Origin of the sequence: Azonexus sp. IMCC34842 (assembly GCF_050368855.1) — a bacterium.
GTDB classification, from domain to species: Bacteria; Pseudomonadota; Gammaproteobacteria; order Burkholderiales; family Rhodocyclaceae; genus Azonexus; species Azonexus denitrificans_A.
The window spans coordinates 4,180,694-4,205,947 of sequence record NZ_CP178449.1 but is presented as its reverse complement, the minus strand read 5'-3'; the positions used below and the strand labels follow the sequence as shown (position 1 = coordinate 4,205,947).

The 25,254-nt window shown below is 65.1% G+C and carries 26 protein-coding genes and 1 riboswitch; of the genes, 8 read left to right on the top strand and 18 right to left on the bottom strand.

Annotated features, from left to right (window positions below; genetic code table 11):
- Nucleotides 1-3 precede the first annotated feature (3 nt).
- Nucleotides 4-369, bottom strand: coding sequence for a response regulator transcription factor (locus tag ACLIKD_RS20075; protein ID WP_428826415.1), 366 nt, complete (start codon nucleotides 367-369; stop codon nucleotides 4-6).
- Nucleotides 370-384: 15 nt separating this feature from the next.
- Nucleotides 385-759 carry a response regulator gene (locus tag ACLIKD_RS20070; RefSeq protein ID WP_226417538.1) on the bottom strand — a complete coding sequence of 125 codons (375 nt, stop codon included), beginning with the start codon at nucleotides 757-759 and terminating at the stop codon, nucleotides 385-387.
- A 226-nt stretch (nucleotides 760-985) separates the two neighbouring features.
- Here ACLIKD_RS20070 and thiD point away from each other — a divergent pair, with 226 nt between their 5' ends.
- The 4 genes from thiD to sugE are packed head-to-tail and all read left to right on the top strand — an operon-like array spanning nucleotide 986 to nucleotide 4,092.
- Entirely contained in the window at nucleotides 986-1,855 is an 870-nt protein-coding gene (gene thiD / locus ACLIKD_RS20065) for a bifunctional hydroxymethylpyrimidine kinase/phosphomethylpyrimidine kinase (protein ID WP_428826414.1), read from the top strand.
- A complete protein-coding gene (thiE, locus tag ACLIKD_RS20060) occupies nucleotides 1,845-2,477 on the top strand; it encodes a thiamine phosphate synthase (RefSeq protein ID WP_428826413.1) in 633 nt (210 codons plus the stop codon). Before thiD ends, thiE begins: the two co-directional genes overlap by 11 nt.
- A complete protein-coding gene (gene hemL, locus ACLIKD_RS20055; protein WP_428826412.1) occupies nucleotides 2,474-3,757 on the top strand; it encodes a glutamate-1-semialdehyde 2,1-aminomutase in 1,284 nt (427 codons plus the stop codon). Before thiE ends, hemL begins: the two co-directional genes overlap by 4 nt.
- Nucleotides 3,754-4,092, top strand: a complete 339-nt coding sequence (gene sugE / locus ACLIKD_RS20050) for a quaternary ammonium compound efflux SMR transporter SugE (protein WP_428826411.1) — start codon at nucleotides 3,754-3,756, stop codon at nucleotides 4,090-4,092. Before hemL ends, sugE begins: the two co-directional genes overlap by 4 nt.
- Here sugE and mgtE read toward each other — a convergent pair.
- The 8 genes from mgtE to ACLIKD_RS20010 form a co-directional block, all read right to left on the bottom strand.
- Entirely contained in the window at nucleotides 4,084-5,526 is a 1,443-nt protein-coding gene (mgtE, locus tag ACLIKD_RS20045; protein WP_226417543.1) for a magnesium transporter, read from the bottom strand. The genes sugE and mgtE overlap by 9 nt on opposite strands.
- Nucleotides 5,527-5,588: 62 nt before the next feature.
- Nucleotides 5,589-6,284, bottom strand: coding sequence for a monofunctional biosynthetic peptidoglycan transglycosylase (gene mtgA / locus ACLIKD_RS20040; protein WP_428826410.1), 696 nt, complete (start codon nucleotides 6,282-6,284; stop codon nucleotides 5,589-5,591).
- Nucleotides 6,281-7,132: a shikimate dehydrogenase gene (aroE, locus tag ACLIKD_RS20035; RefSeq protein WP_428826409.1), complete on the bottom strand. Its 852-nt coding sequence runs from the start codon at nucleotides 7,130-7,132 to the stop codon at nucleotides 6,281-6,283. Before aroE ends, mtgA begins: the two co-directional genes overlap by 4 nt.
- Nucleotides 7,129-8,007, bottom strand: a complete 879-nt coding sequence (locus ACLIKD_RS20030; RefSeq protein WP_428826408.1) for an energy transducer TonB — start codon at nucleotides 8,005-8,007, stop codon at nucleotides 7,129-7,131. Before ACLIKD_RS20030 ends, aroE begins: the two co-directional genes overlap by 4 nt.
- Nucleotides 8,004-9,905 carry a ribonuclease catalytic domain-containing protein gene (locus ACLIKD_RS20025; RefSeq protein WP_428826407.1) on the bottom strand — a complete coding sequence of 634 codons (1,902 nt, stop codon included), beginning with the start codon at nucleotides 9,903-9,905 and terminating at the stop codon, nucleotides 8,004-8,006. Before ACLIKD_RS20025 ends, ACLIKD_RS20030 begins: the two co-directional genes overlap by 4 nt.
- Before the next feature lie 7 nt (nucleotides 9,906-9,912).
- Entirely contained in the window at nucleotides 9,913-10,482 is a 570-nt protein-coding gene (locus ACLIKD_RS20020) for a YqiA/YcfP family alpha/beta fold hydrolase (protein ID WP_428826406.1), read from the bottom strand.
- Entirely contained in the window at nucleotides 10,467-11,291 is an 825-nt protein-coding gene (locus ACLIKD_RS20015; RefSeq protein ID WP_428826405.1) for an undecaprenyl-diphosphate phosphatase, read from the bottom strand. Before ACLIKD_RS20015 ends, ACLIKD_RS20020 begins: the two co-directional genes overlap by 16 nt.
- A gap of 33 nt (nucleotides 11,292-11,324) precedes the next feature.
- Entirely contained in the window at nucleotides 11,325-11,564 is a 240-nt protein-coding gene (locus tag ACLIKD_RS20010) for a YkgJ family cysteine cluster protein (RefSeq protein WP_428826404.1), read from the bottom strand.
- Nucleotides 11,565-11,731: 167 nt separating this feature from the next.
- On the opposite strand from ACLIKD_RS20010, the gene ACLIKD_RS20005 reads away from it, so the two are divergent.
- From ACLIKD_RS20005 to ACLIKD_RS19990, 4 genes are all read left to right on the top strand, one after another.
- Nucleotides 11,732-13,162, top strand: coding sequence for a permease (locus ACLIKD_RS20005; RefSeq protein ID WP_428826403.1), 1,431 nt, complete (start codon nucleotides 11,732-11,734; stop codon nucleotides 13,160-13,162).
- A 15-nt stretch (nucleotides 13,163-13,177) separates the two neighbouring features.
- Nucleotides 13,178-13,417: a thioredoxin family protein gene (locus ACLIKD_RS20000; protein ID WP_226417552.1), complete on the top strand. Its 240-nt coding sequence runs from the start codon at nucleotides 13,178-13,180 to the stop codon at nucleotides 13,415-13,417.
- Nucleotides 13,414-13,863, top strand: coding sequence for an arsenic resistance N-acetyltransferase ArsN2 (gene arsN2 / locus ACLIKD_RS19995; RefSeq protein ID WP_428826402.1), 450 nt, complete (start codon nucleotides 13,414-13,416; stop codon nucleotides 13,861-13,863). The genes ACLIKD_RS20000 and arsN2 overlap by 4 nt, the downstream gene beginning before the upstream one ends.
- 74 nt (nucleotides 13,864-13,937) lie before the next feature.
- On the top strand, nucleotides 13,938-14,789 hold the full coding sequence (locus ACLIKD_RS19990) for a putative RNA methyltransferase (protein WP_428826401.1): 852 nt from the start codon (nucleotides 13,938-13,940) through the stop codon (nucleotides 14,787-14,789).
- A gap of 19 nt (nucleotides 14,790-14,808) precedes the next feature.
- Here ACLIKD_RS19990 and ACLIKD_RS19985 read toward each other — a convergent pair whose 3' ends face one another.
- The 8 genes from ACLIKD_RS19985 to thiC form a co-directional block, all read right to left on the bottom strand.
- Nucleotides 14,809-16,017, bottom strand: coding sequence for an ABC transporter permease (locus ACLIKD_RS19985; protein WP_428826400.1), 1,209 nt, complete (start codon nucleotides 16,015-16,017; stop codon nucleotides 14,809-14,811).
- Nucleotides 16,008-16,736: an ABC transporter ATP-binding protein gene (locus ACLIKD_RS19980; RefSeq protein WP_428826399.1), complete on the bottom strand. Its 729-nt coding sequence runs from the start codon at nucleotides 16,734-16,736 to the stop codon at nucleotides 16,008-16,010. The genes ACLIKD_RS19985 and ACLIKD_RS19980 overlap by 10 nt, the downstream gene beginning before the upstream one ends.
- Nucleotides 16,733-18,025, bottom strand: a complete 1,293-nt coding sequence (locus ACLIKD_RS19975) for an efflux RND transporter periplasmic adaptor subunit (protein WP_428826398.1) — start codon at nucleotides 18,023-18,025, stop codon at nucleotides 16,733-16,735. Before ACLIKD_RS19975 ends, ACLIKD_RS19980 begins: the two co-directional genes overlap by 4 nt.
- Nucleotides 18,022-19,479, bottom strand: a complete 1,458-nt coding sequence (locus ACLIKD_RS19970; protein WP_428826397.1) for an efflux transporter outer membrane subunit — start codon at nucleotides 19,477-19,479, stop codon at nucleotides 18,022-18,024. The genes ACLIKD_RS19975 and ACLIKD_RS19970 overlap by 4 nt, the downstream gene beginning before the upstream one ends.
- 96 nt (nucleotides 19,480-19,575) lie before the next feature.
- Entirely contained in the window at nucleotides 19,576-20,802 is a 1,227-nt protein-coding gene (locus tag ACLIKD_RS19965) for an alpha/beta hydrolase family protein (RefSeq protein WP_428826396.1), read from the bottom strand.
- A gap of 15 nt (nucleotides 20,803-20,817) precedes the next feature.
- Nucleotides 20,818-22,332, bottom strand: coding sequence for a M48 family metalloprotease (locus ACLIKD_RS19960; protein WP_428826395.1), 1,515 nt, complete (start codon nucleotides 22,330-22,332; stop codon nucleotides 20,818-20,820).
- A gap of 11 nt (nucleotides 22,333-22,343) precedes the next feature.
- Nucleotides 22,344-22,895 carry a Spy/CpxP family protein refolding chaperone gene (locus ACLIKD_RS19955; protein ID WP_428826394.1) on the bottom strand — a complete coding sequence of 184 codons (552 nt, stop codon included), beginning with the start codon at nucleotides 22,893-22,895 and terminating at the stop codon, nucleotides 22,344-22,346.
- Nucleotides 22,896-23,105: 210 nt separating this feature from the next.
- The gene (thiC, locus tag ACLIKD_RS19950) at nucleotides 23,106-25,022 is read right to left on the bottom strand and encodes a phosphomethylpyrimidine synthase ThiC (protein ID WP_428826393.1); all 1,917 of its coding nucleotides are present in this window, start codon (nucleotides 25,020-25,022) and stop codon (nucleotides 23,106-23,108) included.
- A 40-nt stretch (nucleotides 25,023-25,062) separates the two neighbouring features.
- Nucleotides 25,063-25,159, bottom strand: a riboswitch (TPP riboswitch).
- Nucleotides 25,160-25,254: the final 95 nt, after the last annotated feature.

Sequence of the window (25,254 nt, the reverse complement as noted above, 5' to 3'; positions counted from 1 at the left end):
GGCTCAGGGCAACGCGGCAATCCGCTGCAGCAACTCTTCAGGATTGAGCGGCTTGACCAGATAATCAACGGCACCCTGCCGCAAGCCCCAGATCTTGTCGGTTTCCTGGCCCTTGGAGGTACAGACGATAACCGGAATATGCTTGGTTTCCTCATCGCGCGTCAGCGTCCGTGTCGCCTGATAGCCATTCAGGCCAGGCATCACGACGTCCATCAGGATCAGGTCTGGTTTGTTGGCCTTGGCCTTGGCGATCCCCTCTTCGCCATTTTCGGCGGTGATTACCTGATAACCCGCCTTGGTCAGGATATCGACCGTAAAGAAGCGTTCGGTTGGGGAATCGTCGACAACAAGGATGTTCTTGACGGGCAATTTGTTCTCCCTGGACTACTGGTTGGTTTCTGGTTCTGACGGCAAGGCAAAGGTCGCGACCGTTTGCAGTAGGCTGTCTTTGGTAAAAGGCTTGGTCAGATACTGGTCCGACCCGACCATCCGCCCGCGCGCCCGGTCAAACAGGCCATCCTTCGAGGACAGCATGATCACCGGCGTGGCTTTGAAGCGAGGGTTTTTCTTGATCAACGAACAGGTTTGGTAGCCGTCGAGGCGCGGCATCATGATGTCGCAGAAGATCACGCTCGGCTGGTGATCAGCGATCTTGGCCAGGGCATCGAAACCGTCTTCGGCCAGTACAACCTGGCAGCCGGCCTGCACGAGAAATATCTCGGCGCTTCGCCGTATCGTGTTGCTGTCGTCAATGACCATAACCCTGACGCCACGCAGTCTGGATAAATCAGCCAATTTCCCTGTCCCCTGGCCCTTGAAAGGCACTTTAGATAGCGCTGCATCATACTACGGAAGTATAAATCCAGCGCAAGCCCGAAAACCGTATTATGAATTGTCTGTCGCGGAGTCGGCCGTAGCGAGATTCGGATAAAATCGCCTGCATCTTACCCAATCCCCTTCGCGTCCGCCAAGGGCGCGAACATCGATGAACTCGAGCATCACCACTTCACCCAGCCTGCCGCAGGTACTGGTCTTTGCCGCCAGCGACCCATCGGCCGGGGCCGGTATCCAGGCCGACATCCTGACCCTGGCCAGCCTCGGCTGCCACCCGCTGACCGCGCTGACCGCACTGACCGTGCAGGACACCGTCGGCGTCCAAAGCGTCCACCCGGTCAGCGCCGAATTGCTCGAACAGCAGGCCCGCACCGTCCTCGAAGACATGCCGGTGGCGGCCTTCAAGATCGGCGTGCTGGGCAGCGTCGAAAATGTGCTGGCCGTAGCGGAAATCGTTTCCGACTATCCAGAGACACCGTTGATTTTCGATCCGGTGCTGGCTTCCGGGCGGGGCGACGAATTGTCCGGCGAGGAAATCATTTCGGCGATCCGTGAAATGCTCTTGCCGCAAACCACGCTGCTCACCCCGAACGCACCGGAAGCCCGGCGCCTGGCCGAAAGCGCCGACGACGATGGCGAACCGTCGATTGATGTGTGCGCCCAGCGCCTGATCGCGATGGGCGCCCAGTACGTGCTGATCACCGGCACGCACGAGAGCACGCCGGAGGTCGTCAACACGCTCTACGGCTCGGCCGGCGTGATTCGTCGCGACCGCTGGGAGCGCCTGCCGGGCAGTTACCATGGCTCGGGCTGCACGCTGGCTTCGGCCATTGCCGGCTGCATCGCCGGCGGCGCCAGCGTCGAGGATGCGGTCCGCGATGCCCAGGACTACACCTGGCAGACGCTGGCCAACGCCTTTCGCGGCGGCATGGGCCAGTTGATACCGGATCGCTTCTTCTGGGCGCGCAGCGAGGACGACGACACCGCCCCAGGCGAAACAGCGAAGACCGATGCCCCCTGAGTTGCGCGGCCTCTACGCCATCACACCGGAACAAGCGGACGGGGCGCGCCTGCTCGCCGATATCGAAGCGGCGCTGAGCGGTGGCTGCCGCATCGTGCAGTTCCGCGACAAGCTGAGTCCGATGCCGGAACGCGTCGCCCGCGCTCGCGCCCTGCGTCAACTGACCTGCCGCTACACGGCGCGCCTGCTGATCAACGATGACCTGGCCTTGGCCTGCCTGGTTGATGCCGACGGCGTGCACCTCGGGCGGGACGATGGCAACCTGGCGGCCAGCCGAGCCATTCTCGGTCCGAAGCGAATACTCGGCGCCTCCTGTTATGCCGACTTTTCGGCCGCCCGCGCGGCCAGTCTGGCCGGCGCCGACTACGTCGCCTTTGGCGCCGTCTATCCGTCACCGACCAAGCCGCATGCCGCCGCGGCACCGCTCGACCTGTTCGCCCAGACCAAAAACACCCTGACTGCCGCCAGTTGTGCCATCGGCGGCATCACGCTGGCCACTGCGCCGGCCCTGATTGCCGCCGGTGCCGACCTGCTCGCGGTGATTACCGATCTGTTCAGCGCCCCCGACATCGCCAGCCGCGCTGCCGCCTACCAACGTCTTTTCGAGAAAGCTCCGTCATGACTTCACGCAACCAGCAACTGTTCGAACGCGCCCAGCGCCACATTCCGGGCGGCGTCAATTCGCCGGTCCGCGCCTTCCGCTCGGTTGGCGGCACGCCCTGCTTCCTGCAGAAGGCGGCCGGCGCCAGGGTGCAGGATGCGGACGGCAAGTGGTACACCGATTACGTCGGCTCCTGGGGGCCGATGATTCTCGGCCACGCCCATCCGCAAGTCATCGCCGCCGTCCAGGCCGCGGTGGTCGATGGCCTGTCCTTCGGCGCCCCGACCGAACGGGAAGTCGACATCGCCGACCTGCTCTGCGAACTGGTGCCGTCGATGGACATGGTGCGCCTGGTTTCCTCCGGCACCGAAGCGACGATGAGCGCCATCCGGCTGGCCCGCGGCTATACCGGGCGCGACGTGCTGATCAAGTTCGAAGGCTGCTATCACGGTCATTCCGACAGCCTGCTGGTGAAGGCCGGCTCGGGCGCCCTGACCTTCGGCAACCCGTCTTCCGGCGGCGTCCCGGCCGATCTGGCACAGCACACCATGGTGCTGGCCTACAACGATCCGCAGCAACTGGCCGACGCTTTCGCCGAGCATGGCGACAAGATCGCCGCGGTGATCGTCGAGCCGGTCGTCGGCAACATGAACCTGATCGCGCCGACCCGGGAATTTCTCGACGCCATGCGCGCGCTGACCGCCAAGCATGGTGCCGTACTGATTTTCGACGAAGTGATGACCGGCTTCCGGGTCGGCCTGAAGAGCGCGCAAGGCCTGTATGGCATCACCCCCGACCTGTCCACCTTTGGCAAGATCGTCGGTGGCGGCATGCCGCTCGGCGCCTTCGGCGGCAAGCGCGAGATCATGGAAAAAATCGCCCCGCTCGGCCCGGTCTATCAGGCCGGCACCCTGTCCGGCAATCCGATTGCCACGGCGGCCGGACTGGCCACCCTGAAGCTGATTCAGGCGCCCGGCTTTTACGAGGCGCTGACCGCCAAGACCAAGGCGCTGTGCGACGGCCTGGTCGGCGCCGCCCATAAACATGGCATCGCCTTTGCCGCGCAGAACGTCGGCGGCATGTTCGGCCTGTATTTCGCCGAACGCTGCCCGGCCACCTACGATGCCGTCCTGGCCTGCGACAAGGAAGCCTTCAACCGCTTCTTCCACGCCATGCTCGACGCCGGCCACTACTTCGCCCCGTCGGCCTTCGAAGCCGGTTTCGTTTCGGCCGCCCACAGCGAGGCCGATATCGCCGCGACCATCGCGGCCGCCGACGCATTCTTCGCCGGCGCGCAATGACCAGCGGCAGCGCCTGGCTGATCCTGTTGGTGGCCGGTCTGTGCGAGATCGGCTGGGCGGTCGGACTGAAATACACCGAAGGTTTCAGCCGGTTGTGGCCATCGGTCGGGACACTGGCGGCCATGGTCGCCAGCGTGCTGCTGCTCGGCTGGTCGCTGAAGGTCCTGCCGCTGGGTACCGCCTATGCGGTGTGGACGGGGATCGGCGCGGTCGGCACGGCCATTCTCGGCATCATGCTGTTCGGCGAATCGCGGGAAGCGGCGCGGCTGGCCAGCATTGCGCTGATCATCGCGGGCATCGTCGGCCTCAAGCTGCTGACGCCCGACTCACATTAGGAACAGCGTCGCCAGACCGAGAAAGATGAAGAAACCGCCGGAGTCGGTCAGGGCGGTGATCATCACCGAACCGCCGATCGCCGGATCGGCTCCGAACTTCTGGCGGAGCAGCGGGATGCCGACGCCGGCCGAGGCGGCGAGCAGCAGGTTCAGCGTCATCGCCGCCGTCATCACGATGCCGAGCTGATAGCTGCCGTACAGCCACCAGGCAGCAATCCCCAGCAGGCCGCCCCAGATCAGGCCATTGATCGTGGCGACACCGAGTTCCTTGCGCAACAACCGGCGCATGGCATCGGGCTGAACCTGGCCCATGGCGATGGCACGGACGATCATCATGATCGTCTGATTGCCGGAATTGCCGCCGATGCCGGCGACGATGGGCATCAAGGCGGCGAGGGCGACCAGCTTTTCGATCGAATCCTCGAAGGCGCCGATCACTCGGGAAGCGACGAAGGCGGTGACCAGATTGATCGCCAGCCAGGCCCAACGGTTTTTCACCGAGTCCCAGACCGAAGCGAAAATATCTTCTTCCTCGCGCAGACCGGCATGCGCCAGCTGCTCGCTCTCGGCTTCTTCGCGGATCACGTCCACCACGGCATTGACCGTGACCCGGCCGACCAGCCGGCCTTCCGGGTCAACGACCGGGGCCGACACGAGGTCGTAGCGTTCGAACGCCTTGGCCGCTTCTTCGGCGAAATCCTCGGGTTCGAGCTCGACGAAATCGGTCTGCATCAGCGTCCCGACTTCGACATTCACTTCATTGACCAGCAGGATGTTCAGCGGTAGCACGCCTTTCAGGCGCTCGTCGCGATCCACGACGAAAAGCTGGTCGGTATGGTCGGGAAGTTCGTCGAACCGGCGCAGATAACGCAGCACGGCTTCGAGCGAGACATCTTCGCGCACGGTGACCATGTCGAAATCCATGATCGAACCGACCGAGTCTTCCGGATAGGACATCGCGGCGCGCAGCTGCTCGCGCTCTTCGACCGACATGCCGCGGAAAACATCGTCGATCACGCCTTGCGGCAGGTCGGGCGCCAGGTCGGCCAGTTCGTCGGCATCGAGCGACTCGGCGGCGGCGACCAGCTCGGTGCGCTCCATCGAGTCGATCAGGGTTTCCCGGACGGCATCCGAGACTTCCAGCAGGATTTCGCCTTCGCGGCCGGCCTTGACCAGATCCCAGGCGATCAGCCGCTCGTCGAGCGGCAACGCTTCGAGGATGAAGGCAATGTCGGCCGGGTGCATCGGCTCCAGCTTGTGCTGCAGTTCATGCAGATGCTGCTTGTGAACGATGTCCTCAACCAGGTCGTGGCGCGGCCCTTCCTGCCGGTGCACCAACTCCTCGACCAGCTTGTGCCGGGCGAGCAGGGTTTGCACCTCGGCGAGGCGCTCCTGCAAGTCTTCGGTATCGGTCAGCTGGGCTTCTTCGCTCATGGTGCGGTGCCGCAAAAGGTGGGGCATTTTAGCACCGGGCGAATCTCAGGGTTTTGACAATATCAGGGTACTTCGGCACTCGGCATGCGGCCGAGAATGATCGCCGTCTTGCGGCCCAGGCCGGGAGCGCTGCGATTGCGGTCGTAATAGCGCGGATTCGGCACCATGCCGGCCAAGCGCGCCGCCTGCTCCGGCCCCACCTGGGCGGCGCTGATATTGTAGTAATGGCGGGCCGCCGCCTCGGCGCCGAAGACGCCATTACCCCACTCGATCACATTCAGGTAAACCTCGAGAATTCGCTGCTTGCTCCACAGGTTTTCCAGCATCACCGTGATGATCGCCTCCTCCGCCTTGCGCAAGTAGGATTTGGTCGGCGTCAGGAAGAGGTTTTTTGCCAGTTGCTGGCTGATCGTCGAACCGCCGGCGGCAAAGCGTTTCCTTTTCTGGTTTTTCTCCATCGCCTTCTGGATGCCTTCCCAGTCGAAGCCTTCGTGATCAACGAACTTGGCGTCTTCCGACGCGATGACGGCGCGTTTCAGATGAATCGAAATCCGCTCATAGGGCACCCAGATTTTTTTCAGCTCGGCATCCGGTTTCTTTTCGCGCAATTCGCCAAGGCGGATTTCCATGAAGCGCGTCGCGCCGGGATTGACCCAGCCCCACAGCAAGACCCAGCCGAGCAGCCAGAGCTGCCAGACCAGAAACAGCCCGATCAGGCCGAGCAGGATCCATTTGATGCCGCGCCCCAGCGCCTTCATGCGGCGAGCTGGCGGCGCAAGTCGGCGAGAACGGCAGTGGTTTTCGGCAAGACGCCGCGCCAGACGAAAAAGGCCTCGGCCGCCTGTTCAACCAGCATGCCCAGACCATCCGCACAGCGCGCCGCCCCCTGTGCGCGGGCCTGGGCCATGAATGGCGTTTCGCCCTTGCCGTACATCATGTCGTAAGCCAGCGAACCGGCCGCAAAAAGTCCCGGCGGCAGGGGCAGCGCCTGACCGGACAGGCTTGCCGAAGTGGCGTTGATCACCAGATCGAAGCTTTTGCCGGCCAGTTGCGCAAAACTGCCGCCGCCGATCACCGCCGCACTGAGGCCGCCTTGCGGCAGGGCAATATCGGCAAATGCCGCCGCCAGCGCTTCGGCCTTGTCGGCGCTGCGATTGGCGATGAACAGCTCGGCCGGCTGGCCGGCGAGCAACGGTGCCAGCGCGCCGCGCGCCGCGCCCCCGGCGCCGAGCAGCAGGATGCGTTGGCCGGCCAGTGCGCAGTTCAGGTTAGCGGCGATATCGCGGACCAGGCCGGCGCCATCGGTGTTATCGCCAAAAATCTCGGCGCCATTGAAGGCCAGCGTATTGACCGCCCCGGCCCGGGCCGCCCGCTCGCTCAACCGGGTGCTCAGGCGAAAGGCCTCTTCCTTGAACGGTACGGTGACATTGGCGCCTTTACCGCCGGCCGCGCAAAATTCGGCAACGGCTTGCGGAAAACCATCGACCGCCGCCAGGCATGCCGCATAGGCAATATCCTGCCCGCATGCCGCGGCAAACGCCGCGTGAATCGCCGGCGATCGGGAGTGGGCAATCGGGTTGCCGAATACGCAATAGCGGTCGGTCATCGGGCGGACAACTGGTCGCCCTGGGTGAAATACCAGGTGCGCGTTATTTCCAGAACATCGGTGTCGCGCCGGATCTCCGGCGGGAAAGGCGAATAGGGCGAAGCCATCTGGACGATGCGGCGGGCCGAATCATCGAGCACCTTGTAGCCGGAGGAACGGTTGATGTCGATCCGCGAGATGCTGCCGTCGGCACTGATCGACACCGTCAGGACCAGCGTGCCGTAAAGCTTGCCGCGCGCCGCTTCCGGATAATTCAGGGTGCCGATGCGCTCGATCTTCTGCCGCCAGTCTTCGATGTACTGGGCAAAGCGATACTCTTCGGTGCGCGCCCCGATGAAACGTTTGCGCGGCCGCTTGCTGTACTCGTCGGTCGATTTGCTGATTTCGCCTTCGAGGCGCGCCATGGCCCGCGCCGATTCGAGCAGATCGAGACCGGAAGCGGTCGGCGCAGGCGACGGCTGCTCGCTGGCCGGCCGGCTGGCGGCAACGCTGCGCAGGCTCTTGGCCTGGGTCAGCATTTTCTGTTGTGCCGCTTCCAGCTCCTGCACCCGGCGCTGCATCTGGTGGATATCGTTCCCGCTGGTTTGCTGCGCGGTCGATGGCAAGGGCGTCTTGGCCCGGCGGTTTTCGTCGGTATTGCCACCGCCGTCGAGATTGGCCTGGGCCAGCGCCTGGGCATCGGTCGGCTTGCGCGCCGACTTGGCATTGACCAGAATGATGTCGAGCGCCTTCTCCCGCATGGCGTTGGCCGCGTCGGGAAACTGAAAATTCAGCAGCATCAGCAGCGCGTGGACCACCAGCGACAAGCCGACGGCGATCCACAAGCGCCGGCCATTCGGCAACACCGGTTGCCAGGGCAAGGCCGCCGCACTCACTGCTCGTCCTCCTCAACGACCTCCGCCGGAGTATTTTCACCCAGCAGGCTGAGGAAACGACAGCTGATCTCCGGGGCAAGCAGATCGAGGCTTTCCACCGCCAGATGCACCCGCTGGCCGGGCGGCAATTCGCCGGGCAAGGAGGGCACACGCAGCAGCAGCGGCAAATGGTCGATCTTGACCAGCTGCTCGCGACGTACCGTCGCGTCAACCTCCGTGATGCCATGCTGCTGCAGCCAGCGCAGGCACCAGTAGCGCTCCATCTGGCGCTGAAAATCGGCGTAGGCGGCGTAGGTGATTTCGAAATCGCGCATGGCCCCGAACAGTTCGGCCGATTTCTGGGCGAAGGCCGGGGTTTCGCCCTTCAGGCAGGCGATCAGTTGCCATTGATTAACCATGTCGCAGTAACGGCGCAGCGGCGAGGTCATCCAGGCGTATTGCGGCACGCCGAGGCCTTCGTGCGGCAGCGGCGAGGTGGTCATCCGGACCTTGCCCTGGGTCTGGGCGCGGTACAGGCAGGCGACGTTCTTCTCGGCGAGCAGGCCACCCCAGGTCGAGTTGGCGACGATCATCAGTTCGGCGACCAGTTTGTCGAGCGGACTGCCGCGCTTGCGTTCGGAAATTTCCACCACGCAGGCATCCGGATCGGCCAGATCGCCCTCGATGGCGAAGTTGTAATCGTTGTTGCCCTGCATCGCCGACGGCTTGCCACGCCGGCCTTCGCAGGCATTGGCGAAGTGCCACAGGTGCACCAGCTCGTCCTTGAACGGCTGGTCGGGCAACGGGCCGCCGATGCTTTCGGCGTTGAACCACGGTTCGATTTCGTGATGGCGCAGATTGGCCGCGATATGCACCATTTCCAGCCGCGACTCGTGGCTGAGCACTTCGAGCGACTCGTTGACGGTCAGATAGAGCGACACCGCCGGGCAATCGACGCCGCCGGCCAGCGTGTAGTTCTGGACCACGGCGTCGGGCAGCATGGTGATCTTGTTGCCGGGCATGTACACCGTCGACAACCGGGCACGGGCGACGCCGTCGAGCGGCGAACCGTGCTCGATGGCTAGGCCGGGCGCCGCGATGTGGATGCCGATGCGCGAGCCGATGCCGGGCAGCTTGACGACCGACAGCGCGTCGTCGATCTCGGTGGTCTGCGCATCGTCGATCGAGAAGGCACGCACGTCGGCGCGCGGCAGGTCGGTCGGCAACTTCGGCGCCTCGAGCGCCGGAAAGCCGGTGCCCTTGGGGAACTGCTCATGCAGGAAGCGGCGATAGTGGAGAAAATAGGCCGACTTGATGGCGCCGCATTTGAACAACATCTGCGCCGCCGAAAGACCGGCGTCGTTGCAGGCCGTCTCGAAGGCCTTGGTTTCCGGCTTGTTGCGGTCCGGGGCGTAAAGCAGGGCATCGCTCAGCGCGCCGATCTCGGGCGGCAGGCGGAATTCCTTCAGCTCGCCAATCCAGCCTTCCATCGTGAGCGCTTGCTGACGCTTTTTTTCAAGACTGGCCAGAGCAGCTGCGAGAATGTCGGGCGGAGCCTTGCGGAAGCGGCCCTTGCCTTTGCGGTGGAAATAGACGGGCGCGGCGTGCACGGCAAGCAGCACCGCCGTCGCTTCGACCGGGGCGGGTTCGTGTCCGTAGTAATCACGGGCAAAATCAAGAAACGAAAATTCGCCATCGGTGACGCACTCCCACAGGAAATCCGGTTCGATCTCTTCGGCCAGCGGCGCGGCCTGTTCGAGCAAGGCAGCCGCCGAGGGCTTCTCAAAACGCAACAATACCGTTGCGGACTTGATCTTGCTGCGCTTGCCGGTCGGCATTTCGACCTGCAACGAGCTGTCGTTGTCGGCCATTATGCTGCCGGCCTTGAAGCCGCCATCTTCTTCAAACAATACATTCATCGACGGATTATAACCCAGCGAATTCAAGGATTTGCGGCATGAAGTCCGGAAACTTCGTGAAGCTGTGATCGCCGCCGGCCAGCACCGTTTGCCGGCAGCCGGCGTAGAAAGCCTGCGCCTGACGGTAATCCAGCACTTCGTCGCCTTCTTCGAGCAGCAGCCAGTAGCGCTCCGGACGGGGCCGGCTAACCTGCGCCCGCAGTTGCGCCGCGTGCTGCGCGCTGAAAATGAAGCGTTCGCCGCTATGAAAGTTGTGCTGCTCGCCGATGAAGCTGCCCAGATCCAGCCCGTCGACCACTGCCGGATTGATCAACACCGCTTTCAGGTCGTATTTCTCGGCCAGATGATTGGCGTAATGGCCGCCGAGCGACGAACCGACCAGCGTCACCGGCCCGCTGGCGGCTTCGATCAGCGCCGAGACGGCGGCCATCGCCTCATCCGGCACCGGCGATAGCTGCGGACAGACGAAATGTGCGGCCAGCCCGCGCTCGGCCATGAATTCGCCGAGCCGGCGCGCCTTCCACGATGCCGGCGAGGAGCAGAAGCCGTGCAGGTAGAGGATCAAGTCGCGGCCCATTGCACCCAGCCGAACTGGGCGGTCAGCAAGACGACGATGCCGAAAATGATGCGATACCAGGCAAAAGGCGTGAAATCGTGGCTCGAGATGAAGCGCAACAGCCAGCGCACGCACAGGAAGGCCGAAACGAAGGCGGAAATGAAACCGACCGCCCACATGCCCAGATCGTCGGCATTGAGCAGGGCGCGCTCCTTGTACAACTGATAAACGGTGGCCACGCTCAGCGTCGGGATGGCCAGGAAGAAGGAAAACTCGGTGGCAGCCTGGCGCGACAGACCGAACAGCAGGCCGCCGATGATCGTCGCCCCCGAGCGGGAAGTCCCCGGAATCAGCGCAAAAGCCTGGGCCAGACCCATCTTCAGCGAGTCGACGAGGCTCATTTCCTCGACCGTCTGGACCCGGATCTGATGCTCGCGTTTTTCCGCCCAGAGGATGACAAAGGCCCCGAGGATGAAAGTCGTCGCCACCGCGTACGGGTTGAACAGATGCGCCTTGATCGCCTTGCCGAACGCCAGGCCGAGTATGGCGAGCGGCAGGAAGGCGACGAACAGGTTGAGGATGAACTTCTGCGCCGCCTTGTCGCTGAAGGCGCCGCGCGCCACGACGAGGAGCCGTTGGCGATATTCCCAGACAACGGCCAGGATGGCGCCGGACTGGATGACAATTTCGAACAACTTGCCGCGTTCGTCGTTGAAATCGAGCAGATCGCCGGCCAGGATCAGATGCCCGGTCGACGAAATCGGCAGGAATTCGGTCAGCCCTTCGACGATGCCGAGGATCAGGGCCTTGAGGAGAAGAATTGGGTCCATGAGATGCAGCCTGGGTTGGGAGGCCGCATTCTACTATCCCGGATGTGTCAGGACTTCGAGATCGGCCAGCCAATTGAGCGCCTGCTCGCGCGACTCGCCGCACATTTCCGCCGACGGTTGCAGGCCGCCGCAGCAGGCCGGGCGCTCCGGATGGCCAAAGATGGTGCACCGCAAGGTATCGTCAAGATGGCGGCAGGGCACGCCGGCCGGCTTGTGCAGCGAAGAGATCGACGGCGCGATGCAACAGGCGGCGCAGTTGGGACGACAGTGCACGATAGGGACCGATCCATGGTGAAAAACAAAAGGCCGCGCCGGGGCAAGGCGGGGTCCGGCTTGAGGTGCCGGGCAGGCGGCGGGCGATCAGATTGTCGCGGCAGCGCAGGGCGGCGCCGAAACGCGCTAGCATTATCCATCAGGCGACAGGCAAAAAGGGAGCGGACATGGCATGGATGATCAGCGCATTGCAGGGCGGGCTGGCCAGCCTGGCCTCCTACCTGGCGGCGCACGTGCTGCTCTGCCTGGTGCCCGCCTTTTTCATTGCCGGCGCCCTGTCGGCGCTGGTGCCGCAGCAATCGATCATCCGCTTTCTCGGACCGGACGCCCCGAAGTGGGTGTCCTATCCGGCCGCAGCCGGTGCCGGCAGCCTGCTGGCGGTCTGTTCGTGCACCATCCAGCCACTGTTTGCCGGCATCTACAAGAAAGGCGCCGGGCTGGGGCCGGCCGTCACCTTCCTGTTCTTCGCGCCGGCCGGCAACATCCTCGCCCTGTCCTACACCGGCGTCGCGCTCGGCGCCGACTTTGCGATAGCCCGCATCGTGCTGGCGCTAGCGTTCGGCATCGGCATCGGCCTGATCATGGCCACCCTGTTCCGCGCCGGCGAAACAGCACGGCTGGCCGATGCCCGGACCTTCGCCGGGGGCGAAACGATTCCGGCCAGGACGCTGCTCTTTCTCGCCGCCTTGATCGCCCTGCTGTTGGCCGGCACCTTGAAGCTCGATTTCCTGACGACCGGTTTGCTCGCTGTCGAACTGCCGTGGTCCGGCGCCCGGGCGGTGCAGGACGTACTCGACCAATGGGTGCCGATCAACGCGGCGACCGGCGCCGAAGGCTTGAGTCTGCAGGGCGCCCTGCTGATTCTGCTGCTCGGCGGCATCGGCACCTGTGCGTGGCGGGGCCTCGGCGGCGTCGACAACGGCTTCAACCGGCTGACGCCGGTAGCCCTGGCGCTGACCGCCCTGACCCTGGTTTTCGCCGCCCTCGGCATGCGCGCCGGCGAGCAGGGGGTGGTCCTCACCGTCACCGGCCGCAGCCTTGCCGTGGCGGTTCTTTGCGCCGCCCTGCTGCCCCTGGCCCGGCGCTTCGATGCCTGGGACGTGCAGCAGTGGTTGTGGGAAACCTGGCGCTTCGTGAAGCAAATATTTCCGTTGCTCATCGTCGGCGTCTTTCTGGTCGGCGTCATCCGCGTCTTCATCCAGCCGGAGTGGATACGCACGGTGGCCGGAAGCAATACCGTTCTCGCCAATCTGGCAGGCGTCGTCTTCGGCGTCTTCATGTATTTCCCGACCCTGGTCGAAGTCCCGATCGCCAAGATGTTCCTGTCGCTCGGCATGCACCCCGGTCCGCTGATCGCCTACCTGATGGCCGATCCCGAGCTGTCGTTGCAGAGCATCCTGATCACCGCGGCGATCATCGGCAAGCTGCGCGCCTGGACCTATGTTGGGCTGGTCGCGCTATTCTCGACCCTGGCCGGCCTGACTTACGGCGCCTGGGTTGATGGTGCATCATGGGTGCTGCTCGGGATCGCCGTCGTCGGCTTCGTAGCGCTGATTGTCGGCACCCTGCACCTGACGGAACGACGCCAAAACGCTTAAACGAAGGAGTTCATCATGCTGATCAAGATTCTCGGTAGTGGCTGCGCCAAGTGCAACCGCCTGGAACAACTGACCCGTGACGCGGTGGCCGAACTGGGGCTGGCGGCGACCTTCGAGCACGTCAAGGAAATGGACCAAATCATGGCCTATCCGATCATGACGACGCCGGCCCTGGTCATCAATGAAGAGGTCAAGGTGGCGGGCCGGATGCCGGGCAAGGACGAGTTGCTGGCCTGGCTGAAAGCCGCAGCGTGAATGCGGTGCCGGGCATCGCCGCACAGCCGCCGGACGACGAGCTGATTGCGCTGCTGGTCGCCTGCGGCCTGCCGGTCGATGACATCGGCCCGAGCTCGCCGGCTGAATTCTTCGCCATCCGACAAGACGGCGCCATCGTCGCCGTCGTCGGGCTAGAACGCTATCCGCCGGTCGGCCTGCTACGCTCGCTGGCCGTCGCACCGGCCTGGCGCAGCCGCGGCCTGGCCACCCGGCTGCTCGCTTTCGCCGAGTCGTTTGCCGGCGCGCACGGCGTGGCATCGCTGTTCCTGCTGACGACAACGGCCGGCGCCTACTTTGCCGGCAAGGGCTACGCCCCCGCCTTGCGCAGCGCAGCGCCACCGGCCATTCAGGCGACCAGTCAGTTTTCCGCTCTTTGCCCGGCTTCTTCGGCATTTTTGGGCAAAACCCTGGCTGCCGCGAAGTAAACGGCGACTGGCCAGGCCGTTGTGCCGCATAATTTGCCGATATATCGATGTCAGGCCGTCAGGACGCAGCATTCATGAAGATCACCCCATTCCAGGCGCTGGCCTGCCCCCTGGACGGCGCCCCCCTGCACCGCAACGGTTCGACCTGGTCTTGCGCGAGCGGTCACAGTTTCGACATTGCCAGCCAGGGTTATGCCAACTTGCTGCCGGTCCACAAAAAACGCTCGCGCGACCCCGGCGACAGCAAGGAGATGGTGGCGGCCCGCCGGCGTTTCCTCAATGCCGGCTTCTACCAGCCGATTGCCGCGGCAGTCAGCCGGGCGGCGCTCGCCGATCTGCCGGCCCGGGCCACGGTCAGCTGCCTCGATGCCGGTTGCGGCGAGGGCTACTATCTGCGCCAGCTGGCCGCGGCGGGCAGCCCGGGGCAGACCTTGGCCCTGCTCGGGCTGGATATCTCGAAATGGGCCGTGCTGTCAGCCGCCAAGCAGGATCTGCGCGCCAACTGGGTGGTCGGCAGCAACGCCAACCTGCCGGTGCTGCCGGGCACCGTCGACCGCCTGCTATGCATGTTCGGTTTCCCGGTCTATGCCGAGTTTGCCCGGGTGCTGAAGGCCGACGGCCTGCTGCTGCAGGTCGATGCCGGGCCGGATCATCTGCGGGAACTGCGCGAAATCATCTACCCGACGCTGAAGCCGGAACGGACGAGCGAGGCACCGCCGCCGGCCGGATTTCGCAGCCTGGCCACGGAAACCGTCCGCTATCCGCTGACGATCAGCGGCGCCGAACAGATTGCCGATCTGCTGGCGATGACCCCGCATCTCTACCGCGCCAGCGCCGAAGGCCGGGCCAAGGCCGCCGCGCTGACGGCGATTGCGCTGACCGTCGATGTCCGCCTGACGCGGTTCGCCCGGGACGCCGCGCGCTGAGCGTCGCCCCTCGCCACGACTACTCGTGGCGCAAGGCCTCGATCGGATCGAGCTGCGCCGCATTGCGCGCCGGCACGTAGCCAAAGATCACGCCGATCGCCGCCGAGAAGCCGAAAGCGGTCAGGTTGATCACCGGGTTGAACAGGAAAGGCATGTGCATCAGGCTCGCCAGGCCGAGGCAGGCGACGAAGGCCAGGGCGATGCCAACCAGGCCGCCGAAGGCCGAGAGCACGACGGCTTCGATCAGGAACTGCCAAAGCACCTCGTGCTCGAGCGCGCCGATGGCCAGCCGGATGCCGATCTCGCGCGTCCGTTCGGTAACCGAGACGAGCATGATGTTCATGATGCCGATGCCGCCAACGAGCAGGCTGACCGCCGCCACCGCGCCGAGCAGCGCGGTCATCGTGCCGATGGTGCCGGACAGCGTTTCGGCGATCTGCTTGGTGTCCATCACGTTGAAGTTGTCGTCGGCGTTGTCGGCCAGCTTGCGCCGTTCGCGCAGCAGGCTGCGGATCTGGGCGATGGCGACGGTCGAGTTGGTGGTGTCCTTGAGCGAGACCATCACGTTGCCGATATCGAGCGTGCCGGTCAGCCGGCGCTGGGCGGTGCGCAGCGGCATCAGCACGGTGTCGTCCTGATCCTGGCCCATGCCGCCCTGACCCTTGGCGGCGAGCAGGCCGATCACCTCGCAGTCGAAGCTCTTGACGCGGATGCTGTTACCGACCGGGTTCTGGCCGCCGAACAGTTCCTTCTTGACGGTATTGCCGACGATGCACACCGCCTTGCCGGCCCGCTCCTCATCATCGGTGAACGGCCGGCCGTTGGCCAATTTCCAGTTGCCGGCGATGAAATAATCGTTGCTCGTACCGCTCACCGTCGACGACCAGTTCTGCGTGCCGGCAACCAGCGTCACCGAGCTGCCGACCACCGGCGCCACGGCCTTGAGGCCGTTGACCTGCTGCTGGATGGCTTCGATGTCGCCGCTCTTGAATTTCGGCGCCCCGGCGCTGTCGCGGCCCGGCCCGAGGCGCTGGCCGGGCATGACCATCAGCAGGTTGCTGCCGAGGCTGGAAATCTGGTCGGCGACCATCTTGGTTGCGCCGTTGCCGAGCGTCACCATGGTAATCACCGCGGCGACGCCGATGACGATGCCGAGCACGGTCAGGAAAGAGCGCATCAGGTTGCGGCGAATCTCGCGCAGCGCCAGCAGCAGGGCGTTCAACAGCATGGCGCGGACTCCTTGGCGTGGCCGTTGAGCTTGTCCTGCGCCACCTGGCCATCGACGAAATGGACGATGCGCCGGGCGTAGGCGGCCATGTCCGGCTCGTGGGTGACCATGATCACCGTGATGCCCTGCTCGCGGTTAAGCGCCGCCAGCAGTTCCATGATTTCGTGGCTGCGCTTGCTGTCGAGGTTGCCGGTCGGCTCGTCGGCGAGCAGCACCAGCGGGCTGGTGACGATGGCCCGGGCGATGGCGACGCGCTGCTGCTGGCCGCCCGACAACTCGGCCGGCGTATGATCTTCCCAGCCATCGAGGCCGACCTTGGCCAGCGCGGCCCGGGCGCTGGCGTGGCGCTGCTCGGCCGGCTCGCCGCGATAGAGCAACGGCAGTTCGACGTTCTCCTGGGCCGAGGTGCGGGCCAGCAGGTTGAAGCCCTGGAAGACGAAGCCGAGGCAGGTGCGGCGCAGCAGGGCCCGCTGGTTGCGGTCGAGGCGTTCGACATGGATGCCGCGAAACAGGTATTCGCCGTCGCTCGGCGTATCGAGGCAACCGAGCAGGTTCATCGCCGTCGACTTGCCGGAACCGCTCGGCCCCATCACCGCGACGAATTCGCCGGCGGCGATTTCGAGATCGACCCCCTGCAGCGCCTGAAAAGCCGCCGGCCCCTGGCCGTAGGTCTTGGTGATGCCGCGCAGCACGATCAGCGGCGCTTCCGGCGCACTCACTTTTTCTCCGCCCGATCATCAGTGATCACTGCCATGCCGGCCTTCAGCTCGCCGCCCAGCACTTCGGTATGGCGGCCATTGCTGACCCCGGCCTTCACCGCCACCGGCTGCGGGCCGTTCTCGCCGAGTACCCAGACTTGCGTCGCTGCGGGCTGGCCGGCGGTCGGCCGGGTTTTCGGCGCCTGCGGCGGCGGTCCCGGCAACAGCTTGCTGACCAGGCCGCGACTGGGCGGCGCCGCCCCGGCCGTCGGCGGCGTGAAGCGCAGCGCCGCATTGGGCACCAGCAGCGCGTTGTCGCGGCTGGCCGTGACGATGCTGGCGGTCGCCGTCATGCCCGGGCGGAGCGCCAGATCGTCGTTATTCACCTGGAGGATGGTCTTGTAGGTCACGACGTTGTCGGTCGTCGTCGAGCCGAGGCCGACGCGCTGGATGACGGCCGGGAACTTGCGGCCCGGCCAGGCCGAGACGGTGAAGGTGGCGGTCTGGCCATTCTTGACATTGCCGACATCGGCCTCATCGACCTTGACCTGCAATTCCATCTTCGCCAGATCTTCGGCCAGCACGAACAGCACCGGCGTCGTCATCGCCGCCGCCACGGTCTGGCCCGGCTCGACCTTGCGGGTCAGGACGACGCCATCGACCGGCGAGCGGATGGTCGCCTTGGCCAGATTGGTTTCGTCGGTTTTCAGCGAAGCCCGCGCCTGCACCACATCGGCTTTGGCGCTCGCTTCGTTGGCAACGGCCCGCAACAGGCTCGCCTCGGCCGTTTCCAGTTCGGTCTTGGCCGGCACCTTGCCGCCGGAGAGTTCCGCCACGTGGCGCATGCGGGCCAGCGCCGCCCTGGTTTCGGCGACCGTCGCCTGGGTCTGCGCCACGGCGGCTTCGGCCGACGCCACCGCGGCGCGCGACTTGGCTACCGCGTCGGTCAGCTTGGCGGTATCGAGCTGGGCCAGCAACTGGCCTTTCTTGACCACCGCGTTTTCCTGTACCAGCACGCTGGCCAGCGTGCCGGACAACTCGCTGCCGACATCGACCGACTTGGTCGGCTGCAGCGTACCGCTGGCCGAGGCGGTGACCAGCAGATTGCCGAGGCCGATTTCTTCCGTCACATACTGCCCGGTCACGCCGTTGCCGCCTCGACCAAACAGCAGCAGCGCGCCAAGCACCAGCACGGCGCCGCCGCCAAGCAGCAGCCAGCGCCGCCGGGGGCCGCCCGATCCGCTCTTCGGCGCGGCATTGAGCAGGCCGAGCAGAGCCTCGGTCGAGTTGTCGGGAGTGGTCTGCGTCATGAGATTTTGTCTTCCGGGGATTGCTGCGCGGTGGCGGGCTGTTCCCAGCCGCCGCCGAGCGCCTTGTAGAGCTTGATCAGGCTGGTCAGCACGGTCGCTTCGGCGGTTGCCAGGTTGTCTTCGGCGGTCAGCCGGGTGCGTTCGGTTTCCAGCACTTTCTGAAAGTCGGCCAGACCGGACTGGTAGAGATCGCGCGTCAGTGTCGCCGCATTGCGCGCCGCCTCGGCCGCCGCCCGCCGGGCATCGACCCGCTCGCGCGAAGCGGCGTAGGCGGTCAGCGCGTTTTCGACTTCTTCCAGCGCGGTCAACACGCTGGCTTCGTAGGAGATCAGCGCCTGTTCCTGCACCGCGCTCTGGATATCGACCGCGCTGCGCAACTTGCCGCCGTCGAACAAGGTCGCTGCCAGCGTGCCGCTGACCGCCCGGAGCAGCGTGTCGCTGCCGCCCAGCGCGGCGAAGCTGTAGGCCTGCCAGCCGAACGAGCCGCCGAGCGCCAGGCTGGGATAACGCGCCGCCAGTTTCTGCCCAACGCGGGCCGTTTCGGCCGCCAGCGTGCGCTCAGCGACGATCAGGTCCGGTCGCTGGCGCAGCACGTCGGCCGGGATGCCAGCCCCGATGCTCGCCTTGACCGTCGGCAGGGGCTGGGGATTAGCCAGTTCGCCATGCAGGGCGCCCGGCTGGCGACCGAGCAGCACGGCCAGCCGGTTTTCGGCGGCGGCCAGCCCGACTTCGAGATCCGGGATGCCGGCCCGCGTCTGTGCGCGGTTGGTCCGCGCCTGCTCGACATCGCTGCTGCTGGCTAGCCCGGCCTGGTTGCGCCACTCGGTAATCTGCAAGGTTTCCGACTGGCTGCTCAGGTTGTCGCGGGCAATGCCCAGCCGACGTTGATAGCTGCGCAGCTCGACATAGTTCTGCGCCACTTCGGCGACCAGCGACACGCGGGCGTTCTCCAGACTGGCCGCGCTCGCCGCCTGATCGGCCGTCGCCGCCTCGACGGCCCGCCGGGTGCCGCCGAAGACATCGATTTCCCAGCTGGCATCGAAGCCGGCGTCGTAGATGGTCCGTTCCGGCTGGGCGCCGATCACCTGTGCGGCCTTGCTGCGGCTGGCCCCGGTCGATGCCGTCAATGCCGGAAAGAAACCACTGACCGCCTGGGCCCGACTCGCCCGGGCCTGACGCAAGCGGGCCTGGGCCAGGCGCAAGTCGAGACTGCCGGCCAGCGCTTCGCCGACCAGGCGGTCGAGCAGCGGATCATTCAGTTGTTGCCACCAGCGGGCCAGGCTCTCGGCCGGCGCAACCAGTGGCGCGACCGGCGGCGCCAACCAGCTGGCCGGCAAGGATAGGCCGGGCAGACGGTAGTCGGGGCCGACCGCCAGCGGCCAGGCAGTGCAGCCGGAAAGCAGCGCACCAAGCAACACGGCCGACAGGCAGGTGCGGGGAAAATGTGGGGTCATGAAAACTCGCGTGGGCGCATGGCGACAGGGTCATCGCCGCGGTGCAGCAAATGATAACGGGGGTAGATGTAAATTCCGGTAAAGAGCGCGGCTATTTCATTTCCGCCGCAATTCGCCGACCGGCTCCAGCCAGCGTTCGGCATCACGGGCCAGCCACTCCTCGGCAATCGGGTCTTTTTTCACTTGGCTATCGAGAAAGGCCACGCTCAGGCGCTGGATGGCGATGACCTGCCGTGCGCTGTTCGCCACCGGAAAGGCCGACATGCCGCCCAGCGCGGCAACGCCACGCATGCTGCCGCCCGGCCCTCCGCGACCGCCGCCTCCACCACCTGGACCGCCACCGCTCCCCGGGCCACTGCCGCCTGGCCCGACCGATTCGCCGCGTCCCGCCTCGGGCGCTTCCTGCACTTGCGGCGGACCACCCGACAACACGCGATGCGAACCGCCGGAGAGCAGCAGCAAATACTTGTCGCCCTCCGGCATGTAGGTGAAGGGCGCCAGGCGAGCGGCCAGCGAAGTGACGACGGCAAAACTGTCGCTGTCCTCGGTCGCCGTCACCGCGAAGACCGGTATCCGGATCGCGCCAAAGCGCTTGGCAAAGCCGCCACCGGCCGCGTTGGCGTAGGGGCTGAGCAGGATGGCGGCGCGTGGCGGATTTTTTAGCACCGGCAGGTTCACGCCGCTGCTGGACTCGCCGGCCAGCGCCTGCACTGTCTGGGCGCCCAGGTCGTAGCCGGCCAGCACGGTGGCCGCTGGGTCGATCCGGTCAAAGGGCGGCGTGCCGCGCGCCAGCCGCTTGTCGAGTTCAAGCAGTACGCTGCCCACGGCACGCAGCCGTTCGTTGAGCGCCGCCGTCGCATAGTTTTCACGGGCCAGCGCGGTGAAATCGGCGTTCTTCGCATAGCGCCCCTGCAGGGCGGCCGCCCCGAAGCGGTTCGGCTGCAAGCTGAGCACGGCGTAACCAGCCGCCACCCAGGCGGTTCGCCAGCTGCGGCCGGCCTCGACCGACTCGCCAAGGCCGGGCAGATAGACGATCAGCGGATAACGGCCGGCTTCGCGTGGCAAGGTGAGGGTGACGGGGATTTCGCCGGGCGCCGCCGGATCGCTGCTCAGCCAGCTTTCGCTGAAAGTTTCGGCGACGTAGCGACGCTCCGGCTGGTAGGCCCGCTCGGCGTAGCGGCGCATCTCCGGATCGTCCGCCGTGGCCGGTCGGCGCTGGCTGGTGCAGCCGCTGACCAGCAGCGCCAGGGCGAAGACGGCGAACCACAGCGGCGGGCGGTCGGCGCCGGCGAGAAAGGGCGAAAAAGCCGAGGTGTTGAGCATTTATCTGGTTTTCATTTATTGGAAAGTCGCGGCGGTCAATCCGGCGGCGCCCGGCGCGCCTTGGCCGGCACTCTGGGCGCGTTTGCCGCGCAAGGCTTTCAGGCGGCTTTCGATGACCAGCAGTTCGCGGGTATCCGCCCCCTGGCCGCTATCGGCGCGCAAGGCGAGTTCAAGTTGCTCGACCGCCCCGGTGCTGTCACCCAGCGCGGCGTAATACTCGCCCTGATGGCGATGCGACTGCATGCCGTTGCCGAGCGCCGCATAGGCCTCGGCGGCGACCTGATGCAGGCTGGCATCGCCGGCGCGGCTGACCAGAGCCTGTTCGGCAAAACGGACCAGTTCGCCATAACGGCGTTCGTGCAACAGGATCCGTGGGTAGTCATGGACCAGTTGCAGGTGCTGCGGATAACGGGCCTGCGCCTTTTCGTAACGCTGTCGCGCCGCCTGATATTGGCCGGCCTTCAGCAGGATCTGGCCGGCCAGGGCCTCGATCATCGGATGCTGCACGCCGTCGCGCTCCAGCCCGTCGATTTCCTTCAGGGCGCGCGGCAAATCCTTGGCCCGCAACAACGCGGCGGCCAGCCCGTAGCGGGTCGCCGCCCGATCCTGAAAACGCTTCTCAGCCAGGCGGCTGGTGAAATCGTTCACCGCCTCTTCCGGCCGACCGTCGTAACTGTGCAGCAGGGCGCGGACGAAATGGAAATCCGGGCTGTCGGCGACCTGCCGGTAAGGAACGCGGGCCTCGCGGTCCTGCGCATCAGCCACCCGCTCGTGGGTCATCGGGTGACTGCGCAGATAGGAGGGCGTCGCACCTTCCTGGCCGCGCACCGCCTGTTGCAGGCGCTCGAAGAAACCGGCCATGGCGCGGCTGTCGAAGCCGGTCCGCTCGAGCAGGGCAAAGCCGATGCGGTCGGCCTCGCGTTCATGCTCGCGCGTGTAGTTGATCTGGCTCTGCACCTGTGTGGCCATCGTCGTGCTCATCGCCGCCGAGGCGACCTGACCGTTGCCGCTGTGGGCGGCAACCAGCGCCGCCAGCAGCGCCGCCATCGTGACCATCTGCGTATTGGCGCTGGCCGCCATCTGGCGGGCGATGTGATGCTGGCTAACGTGGGTGATTTCGTGAGCCAGCACCGAAGCCAGCTCGCTTTCGCTGCGCGCCGCCTGAATCAGCCCGGCATTGACGCCGATGAAGCCGCCCGGCATGGCGAAAGCGTTGATTTCCGAGGACGGCACGGCAAAAAAGATGAAGTCCGGATGACTGACCGTCAGCCCGGCCACCAGCCGCTGACCGATGGCATCCAGATAGGCATTGACCTCCGGATCGTCGAGATAGCCGCCGCTGGCGCGAATCTGCGCCATCGACTGTTCGCCGAGGCGCCGCTCGTCCTGCGGCGTCACCATAGCCTGGGCGGCATCGCCGAGGTCGGGCAGCTCGTCATCGGCAACGACTGCGGTCGACCGGACAAACAGGGCAAAAATCAGGGCTGCCGCAGCAGCCCTGTTCCGGCGATGGGTCACGCCGCGCATCATCGTTCTTCCGCTTACCGGGCCGGCGGTGCTGGGGGCGTACGACCGTCGCCGCCCATGCCGCGCGGTTCTTCACCCCGGTTGCGCGAACCGTTGGCGCCCGACTTGATCTCGGCCAGTTGCTTGCGCTGTTCCGGCGTCAGGACTTCGAAGATCTGCCGATCCGCCTTGACGCGGGCCTGTGCCATGTCGGCCACTGACTTGCCCAGCGCATCGCCCAGCGCCCGGGCCTTGGCTTCGCTGTAATCCGGCGCGGCCGCCAGCTTGCGCAGCTCCTCCTCGGCCTTTTGATGGGCCTTGGCCATGTCGCGCAGCAGCGGCGCCTGGGCATGCATGATCTCGAACACCTTGTCGCGCTGCGCCTCGGTCAGATTCAGCGCGCGCAGATAATGCGGCCCCATCTTGCCGGCGCGCCCCATCTCGCCGCTGAAATGACCGCGGCCGTCCATCGCGCCGCAATCGCCGCGCGGGCCGCCCGGATTGGCGGCGAGCGCCAGGGGAACCGCCAGCACCAGACTGGCTGCGGCAAGAAAACGCTTGATATTGCGTGGGGAAATATTGGTCATGTCCTTTTCCTTTCGGGTCAATTGACAGGCAGGCAAGAGCCGGCCTGCGACAGGACAAATACTCCGCCAATAAGCGATCCCGCGCGGTTAGCGGGCGGTAAATGAACGTAAATGAACGTAAATCGGGTAACAGCGTCGCAGCGCTCCCCGAAATGCAGAAAGGCGACTGATTCAGCCGCCTTTCCGTTGCTACCAGCCGTTTGGCGAAGCTCAGACCTTGCGATAAACCTCGGCCCCTGCCTTGACGAATTCCACCGACTTCACTTCCATCCCCTTCGCCAGCGCCGCCGCTTCATCCAGCCCTTGCTGCGCCGCGAATTCGCGCACTTCCTGGGTGATCTTCATCGAGCAGAAGTGCGGGCCACACATCGAGCAGAAGTGGGCGACCTTGGCCGATTCCTTGGGCAAGGTTTCGTCGTGGAATTCGCGCGCCTTGTCCGGATCGAGGCCGAGGTTGAACTGGTCGTCCCAGCGGAATTCGAAGCGTGCCTTGGACAGCGCGTTGTCGCGGATCTGCGCGCCGGGGTGACCCTTGGCCAGGTCGGCGGCGTGGGCGGCCAGCTTGTAGGTGATGATGCCGACCTTGACGTCGTCCTTGTCAGGCAAGCCAAGGTGTTCCTTGGGCGTCACATAGCAGAGCATGGCGGTGCCGTACCAGCCGATCATCGCCGCGCCGATACCGCTGGTGATGTGGTCGTAGCCCGGCGCGATGTCGGTGGTCAGCGGGCCGAGGGTGTAGAACGGGGCTTCGTCGCAGTATTCAAGCTGCAGGTCCATGTTCTCCTTGATCATGTGCATCGGCACATGGCCCGGGCCTTCGATCATCACCTGGACGTCGTGCTTCCAGGCGATCTGCGTCAACTCACCCAGCGTCTTCAGTTCACCGAGCTGGGCTTCGTCGTTGGCATCGTAGATCGAACCCGGACGCAGGCCGTCGCCGAGGCTGAAGGCGACGTCGTAGGCCTTCATGATTTCGCAGATGTCCTCGAAGTGGGTATAGAGGAAGCTTTCCTTGTGGTGCGCCAGACACCACTTGGCCATGATCGAGCCGCCGCGGCTGACGATGCCGGTCAGGCGGTTGGCAGTCATCGGCACGTAACGGAGCAGCACGCCGGCGTGGATGGTGAAGTAGTCGACGCCCTGTTCGGCTTGTTCGATCAGCGTGTCGCGGAAGATTTCCCAGGTCAGGTCCTCGGCCTTGCCGTTGACCTTCTCCAGCGCCTGATAGATCGGCACCGTGCCGATAGCGACAGGGCTGTTGCGGATAATCCACTCGCGGGTTTCGTGGATGTTCTTGCCGGTGGACAGGTCCATCACCGTGTCGCCGCCCCAGCGGATCGACCAGGTCATCTTCTCGACTTCTTCCTGAATGGACGAGCCGAGCGCCGAGTTGCCGATATTGGCGTTGATCTTGGTCAGGAAGTTGCGGCCGATGATCATCGGCTCGCTTTCCGGGTGATTGATGTTGTTCGGGATGATGGCGCGGCCGCGGGCGATTTCGCTGCGGACGAATTCCGGGGTGATCTCTTCCGGAATGCTGGCGCCGAAATTCTGGCCCTTGTGCTGGCGACCGAGGATGTCGGCCAGCTTGTTGCCCATCGGGCCGGAGGCCTTCAGGCCCTCGATGTAGGCCCGGCGGTTGTTGTTTTCGCGGATGGCGACGTATTCCATCTCCGGTGTGATGATGCCCTTCCGGGCGTAGTGCATCTGCGAGACGTTGGCACCCGCCTTGGCACGCAACGGTTTGCGCTGCAGGCCGGGGAAGCGCAGCTCGTCGAGCACGGGGTCGGCCGCCCGTTTGCGGCCGAATTCGGAACTCAGGTCGGCCAGCGCTTCGGTATCGCCGCGTTCGGCAATCCATTGGGCGCGCAAGGCCGGCAGGCCGGAACGGATATCGATCCTGACCGTCGGGTCGGAATAGGGGCCGGAACAGTCGTAGACGTAAATCGGCGGGTTCTTTTCGCCGCCGAATTCGGTTGACGTGTCGTCCTGGGAAATCTCGCGCATCGGCACCCGGATGTCCGGACGCGAACCTTCGATATAAACCTTGCGGGAATTGGGCAGCGGCTGGACTGCGGCCTCGTCGACGTGGGCGGTGGCGGCGAGAAACGGTGCGGTGGCGTTCATTGTTCTTCCTTGCGTGGATGCAGCGGGTAAGACGGGCAAGGAGCAACAAAGTTCGTTTCCCTACGACGGCATGACCCGGTCAGGTTCGAAGGGTATTTCTCAGTCGGATCGTTCATCCGGCACCCCTAACGAGAGGCTGCAAGTTACTGGAAACACAGGCAAAATGCAAGAAATGCGATTCGGCGCTCAAGATTTCTTGAAATGAGTCGAAATAAAGATTCCAAGACATGGA

What these genes read in the sequence shown, in the direction of transcription:
- ACLIKD_RS20070 (WP_226417538.1), bottom strand. Translation starts at nt 759, where the DNA reads ATGGTCATTGACGACAGCAACACGATACGGCGAAGCGCCGAGATATTT.
- thiD (WP_428826414.1), top strand. Translation starts at nt 986, where the DNA reads ATGAACTCGAGCATCACCACTTCACCCAGCCTGCCGCAGGTACTGGTC.
- thiE (WP_428826413.1), top strand. Translation starts at nt 1,845, where the DNA reads ATGCCCCCTGAGTTGCGCGGCCTCTACGCCATCACACCGGAACAAGCG.
- hemL (WP_428826412.1), top strand. Translation starts at nt 2,474, where the DNA reads ATGACTTCACGCAACCAGCAACTGTTCGAACGCGCCCAGCGCCACATT.
- sugE (WP_428826411.1), top strand. Translation starts at nt 3,754, where the DNA reads ATGACCAGCGGCAGCGCCTGGCTGATCCTGTTGGTGGCCGGTCTGTGC.
- mgtE (WP_226417543.1), bottom strand. Translation starts at nt 5,526, where the DNA reads ATGAGCGAAGAAGCCCAGCTGACCGATACCGAAGACTTGCAGGAGCGC.
- mtgA (WP_428826410.1), bottom strand. Translation starts at nt 6,284, where the DNA reads ATGAAGGCGCTGGGGCGCGGCATCAAATGGATCCTGCTCGGCCTGATC.
- aroE (WP_428826409.1), bottom strand. Translation starts at nt 7,132, where the DNA reads ATGACCGACCGCTATTGCGTATTCGGCAACCCGATTGCCCACTCCCGA.
- ACLIKD_RS20025 (WP_428826407.1), bottom strand. Translation starts at nt 9,905, where the DNA reads ATGAATGTATTGTTTGAAGAAGATGGCGGCTTCAAGGCCGGCAGCATA.
- ACLIKD_RS20020 (WP_428826406.1), bottom strand. Translation starts at nt 10,482, where the DNA reads ATGGGCCGCGACTTGATCCTCTACCTGCACGGCTTCTGCTCCTCGCCG.
- ACLIKD_RS20015 (WP_428826405.1), bottom strand. Translation starts at nt 11,291, where the DNA reads ATGGACCCAATTCTTCTCCTCAAGGCCCTGATCCTCGGCATCGTCGAA.
- ACLIKD_RS20005 (WP_428826403.1), top strand. Translation starts at nt 11,732, where the DNA reads ATGGCATGGATGATCAGCGCATTGCAGGGCGGGCTGGCCAGCCTGGCC.
- ACLIKD_RS20000 (WP_226417552.1), top strand. Translation starts at nt 13,178, where the DNA reads ATGCTGATCAAGATTCTCGGTAGTGGCTGCGCCAAGTGCAACCGCCTG.
- ACLIKD_RS19990 (WP_428826401.1), top strand. Translation starts at nt 13,938, where the DNA reads ATGAAGATCACCCCATTCCAGGCGCTGGCCTGCCCCCTGGACGGCGCC.
- ACLIKD_RS19985 (WP_428826400.1), bottom strand. Translation starts at nt 16,017, where the DNA reads ATGCTGTTGAACGCCCTGCTGCTGGCGCTGCGCGAGATTCGCCGCAAC.
- ACLIKD_RS19975 (WP_428826398.1), bottom strand. Translation starts at nt 18,025, where the DNA reads ATGACGCAGACCACTCCCGACAACTCGACCGAGGCTCTGCTCGGCCTG.
- ACLIKD_RS19970 (WP_428826397.1), bottom strand. Translation starts at nt 19,479, where the DNA reads ATGACCCCACATTTTCCCCGCACCTGCCTGTCGGCCGTGTTGCTTGGT.
- ACLIKD_RS19965 (WP_428826396.1), bottom strand. Translation starts at nt 20,802, where the DNA reads ATGCTCAACACCTCGGCTTTTTCGCCCTTTCTCGCCGGCGCCGACCGC.
- ACLIKD_RS19960 (WP_428826395.1), bottom strand. Translation starts at nt 22,332, where the DNA reads ATGATGCGCGGCGTGACCCATCGCCGGAACAGGGCTGCTGCGGCAGCC.
- ACLIKD_RS19955 (WP_428826394.1), bottom strand. Translation starts at nt 22,895, where the DNA reads ATGACCAATATTTCCCCACGCAATATCAAGCGTTTTCTTGCCGCAGCC.
- thiC (WP_428826393.1), bottom strand. Translation starts at nt 25,022, where the DNA reads ATGAACGCCACCGCACCGTTTCTCGCCGCCACCGCCCACGTCGACGAG.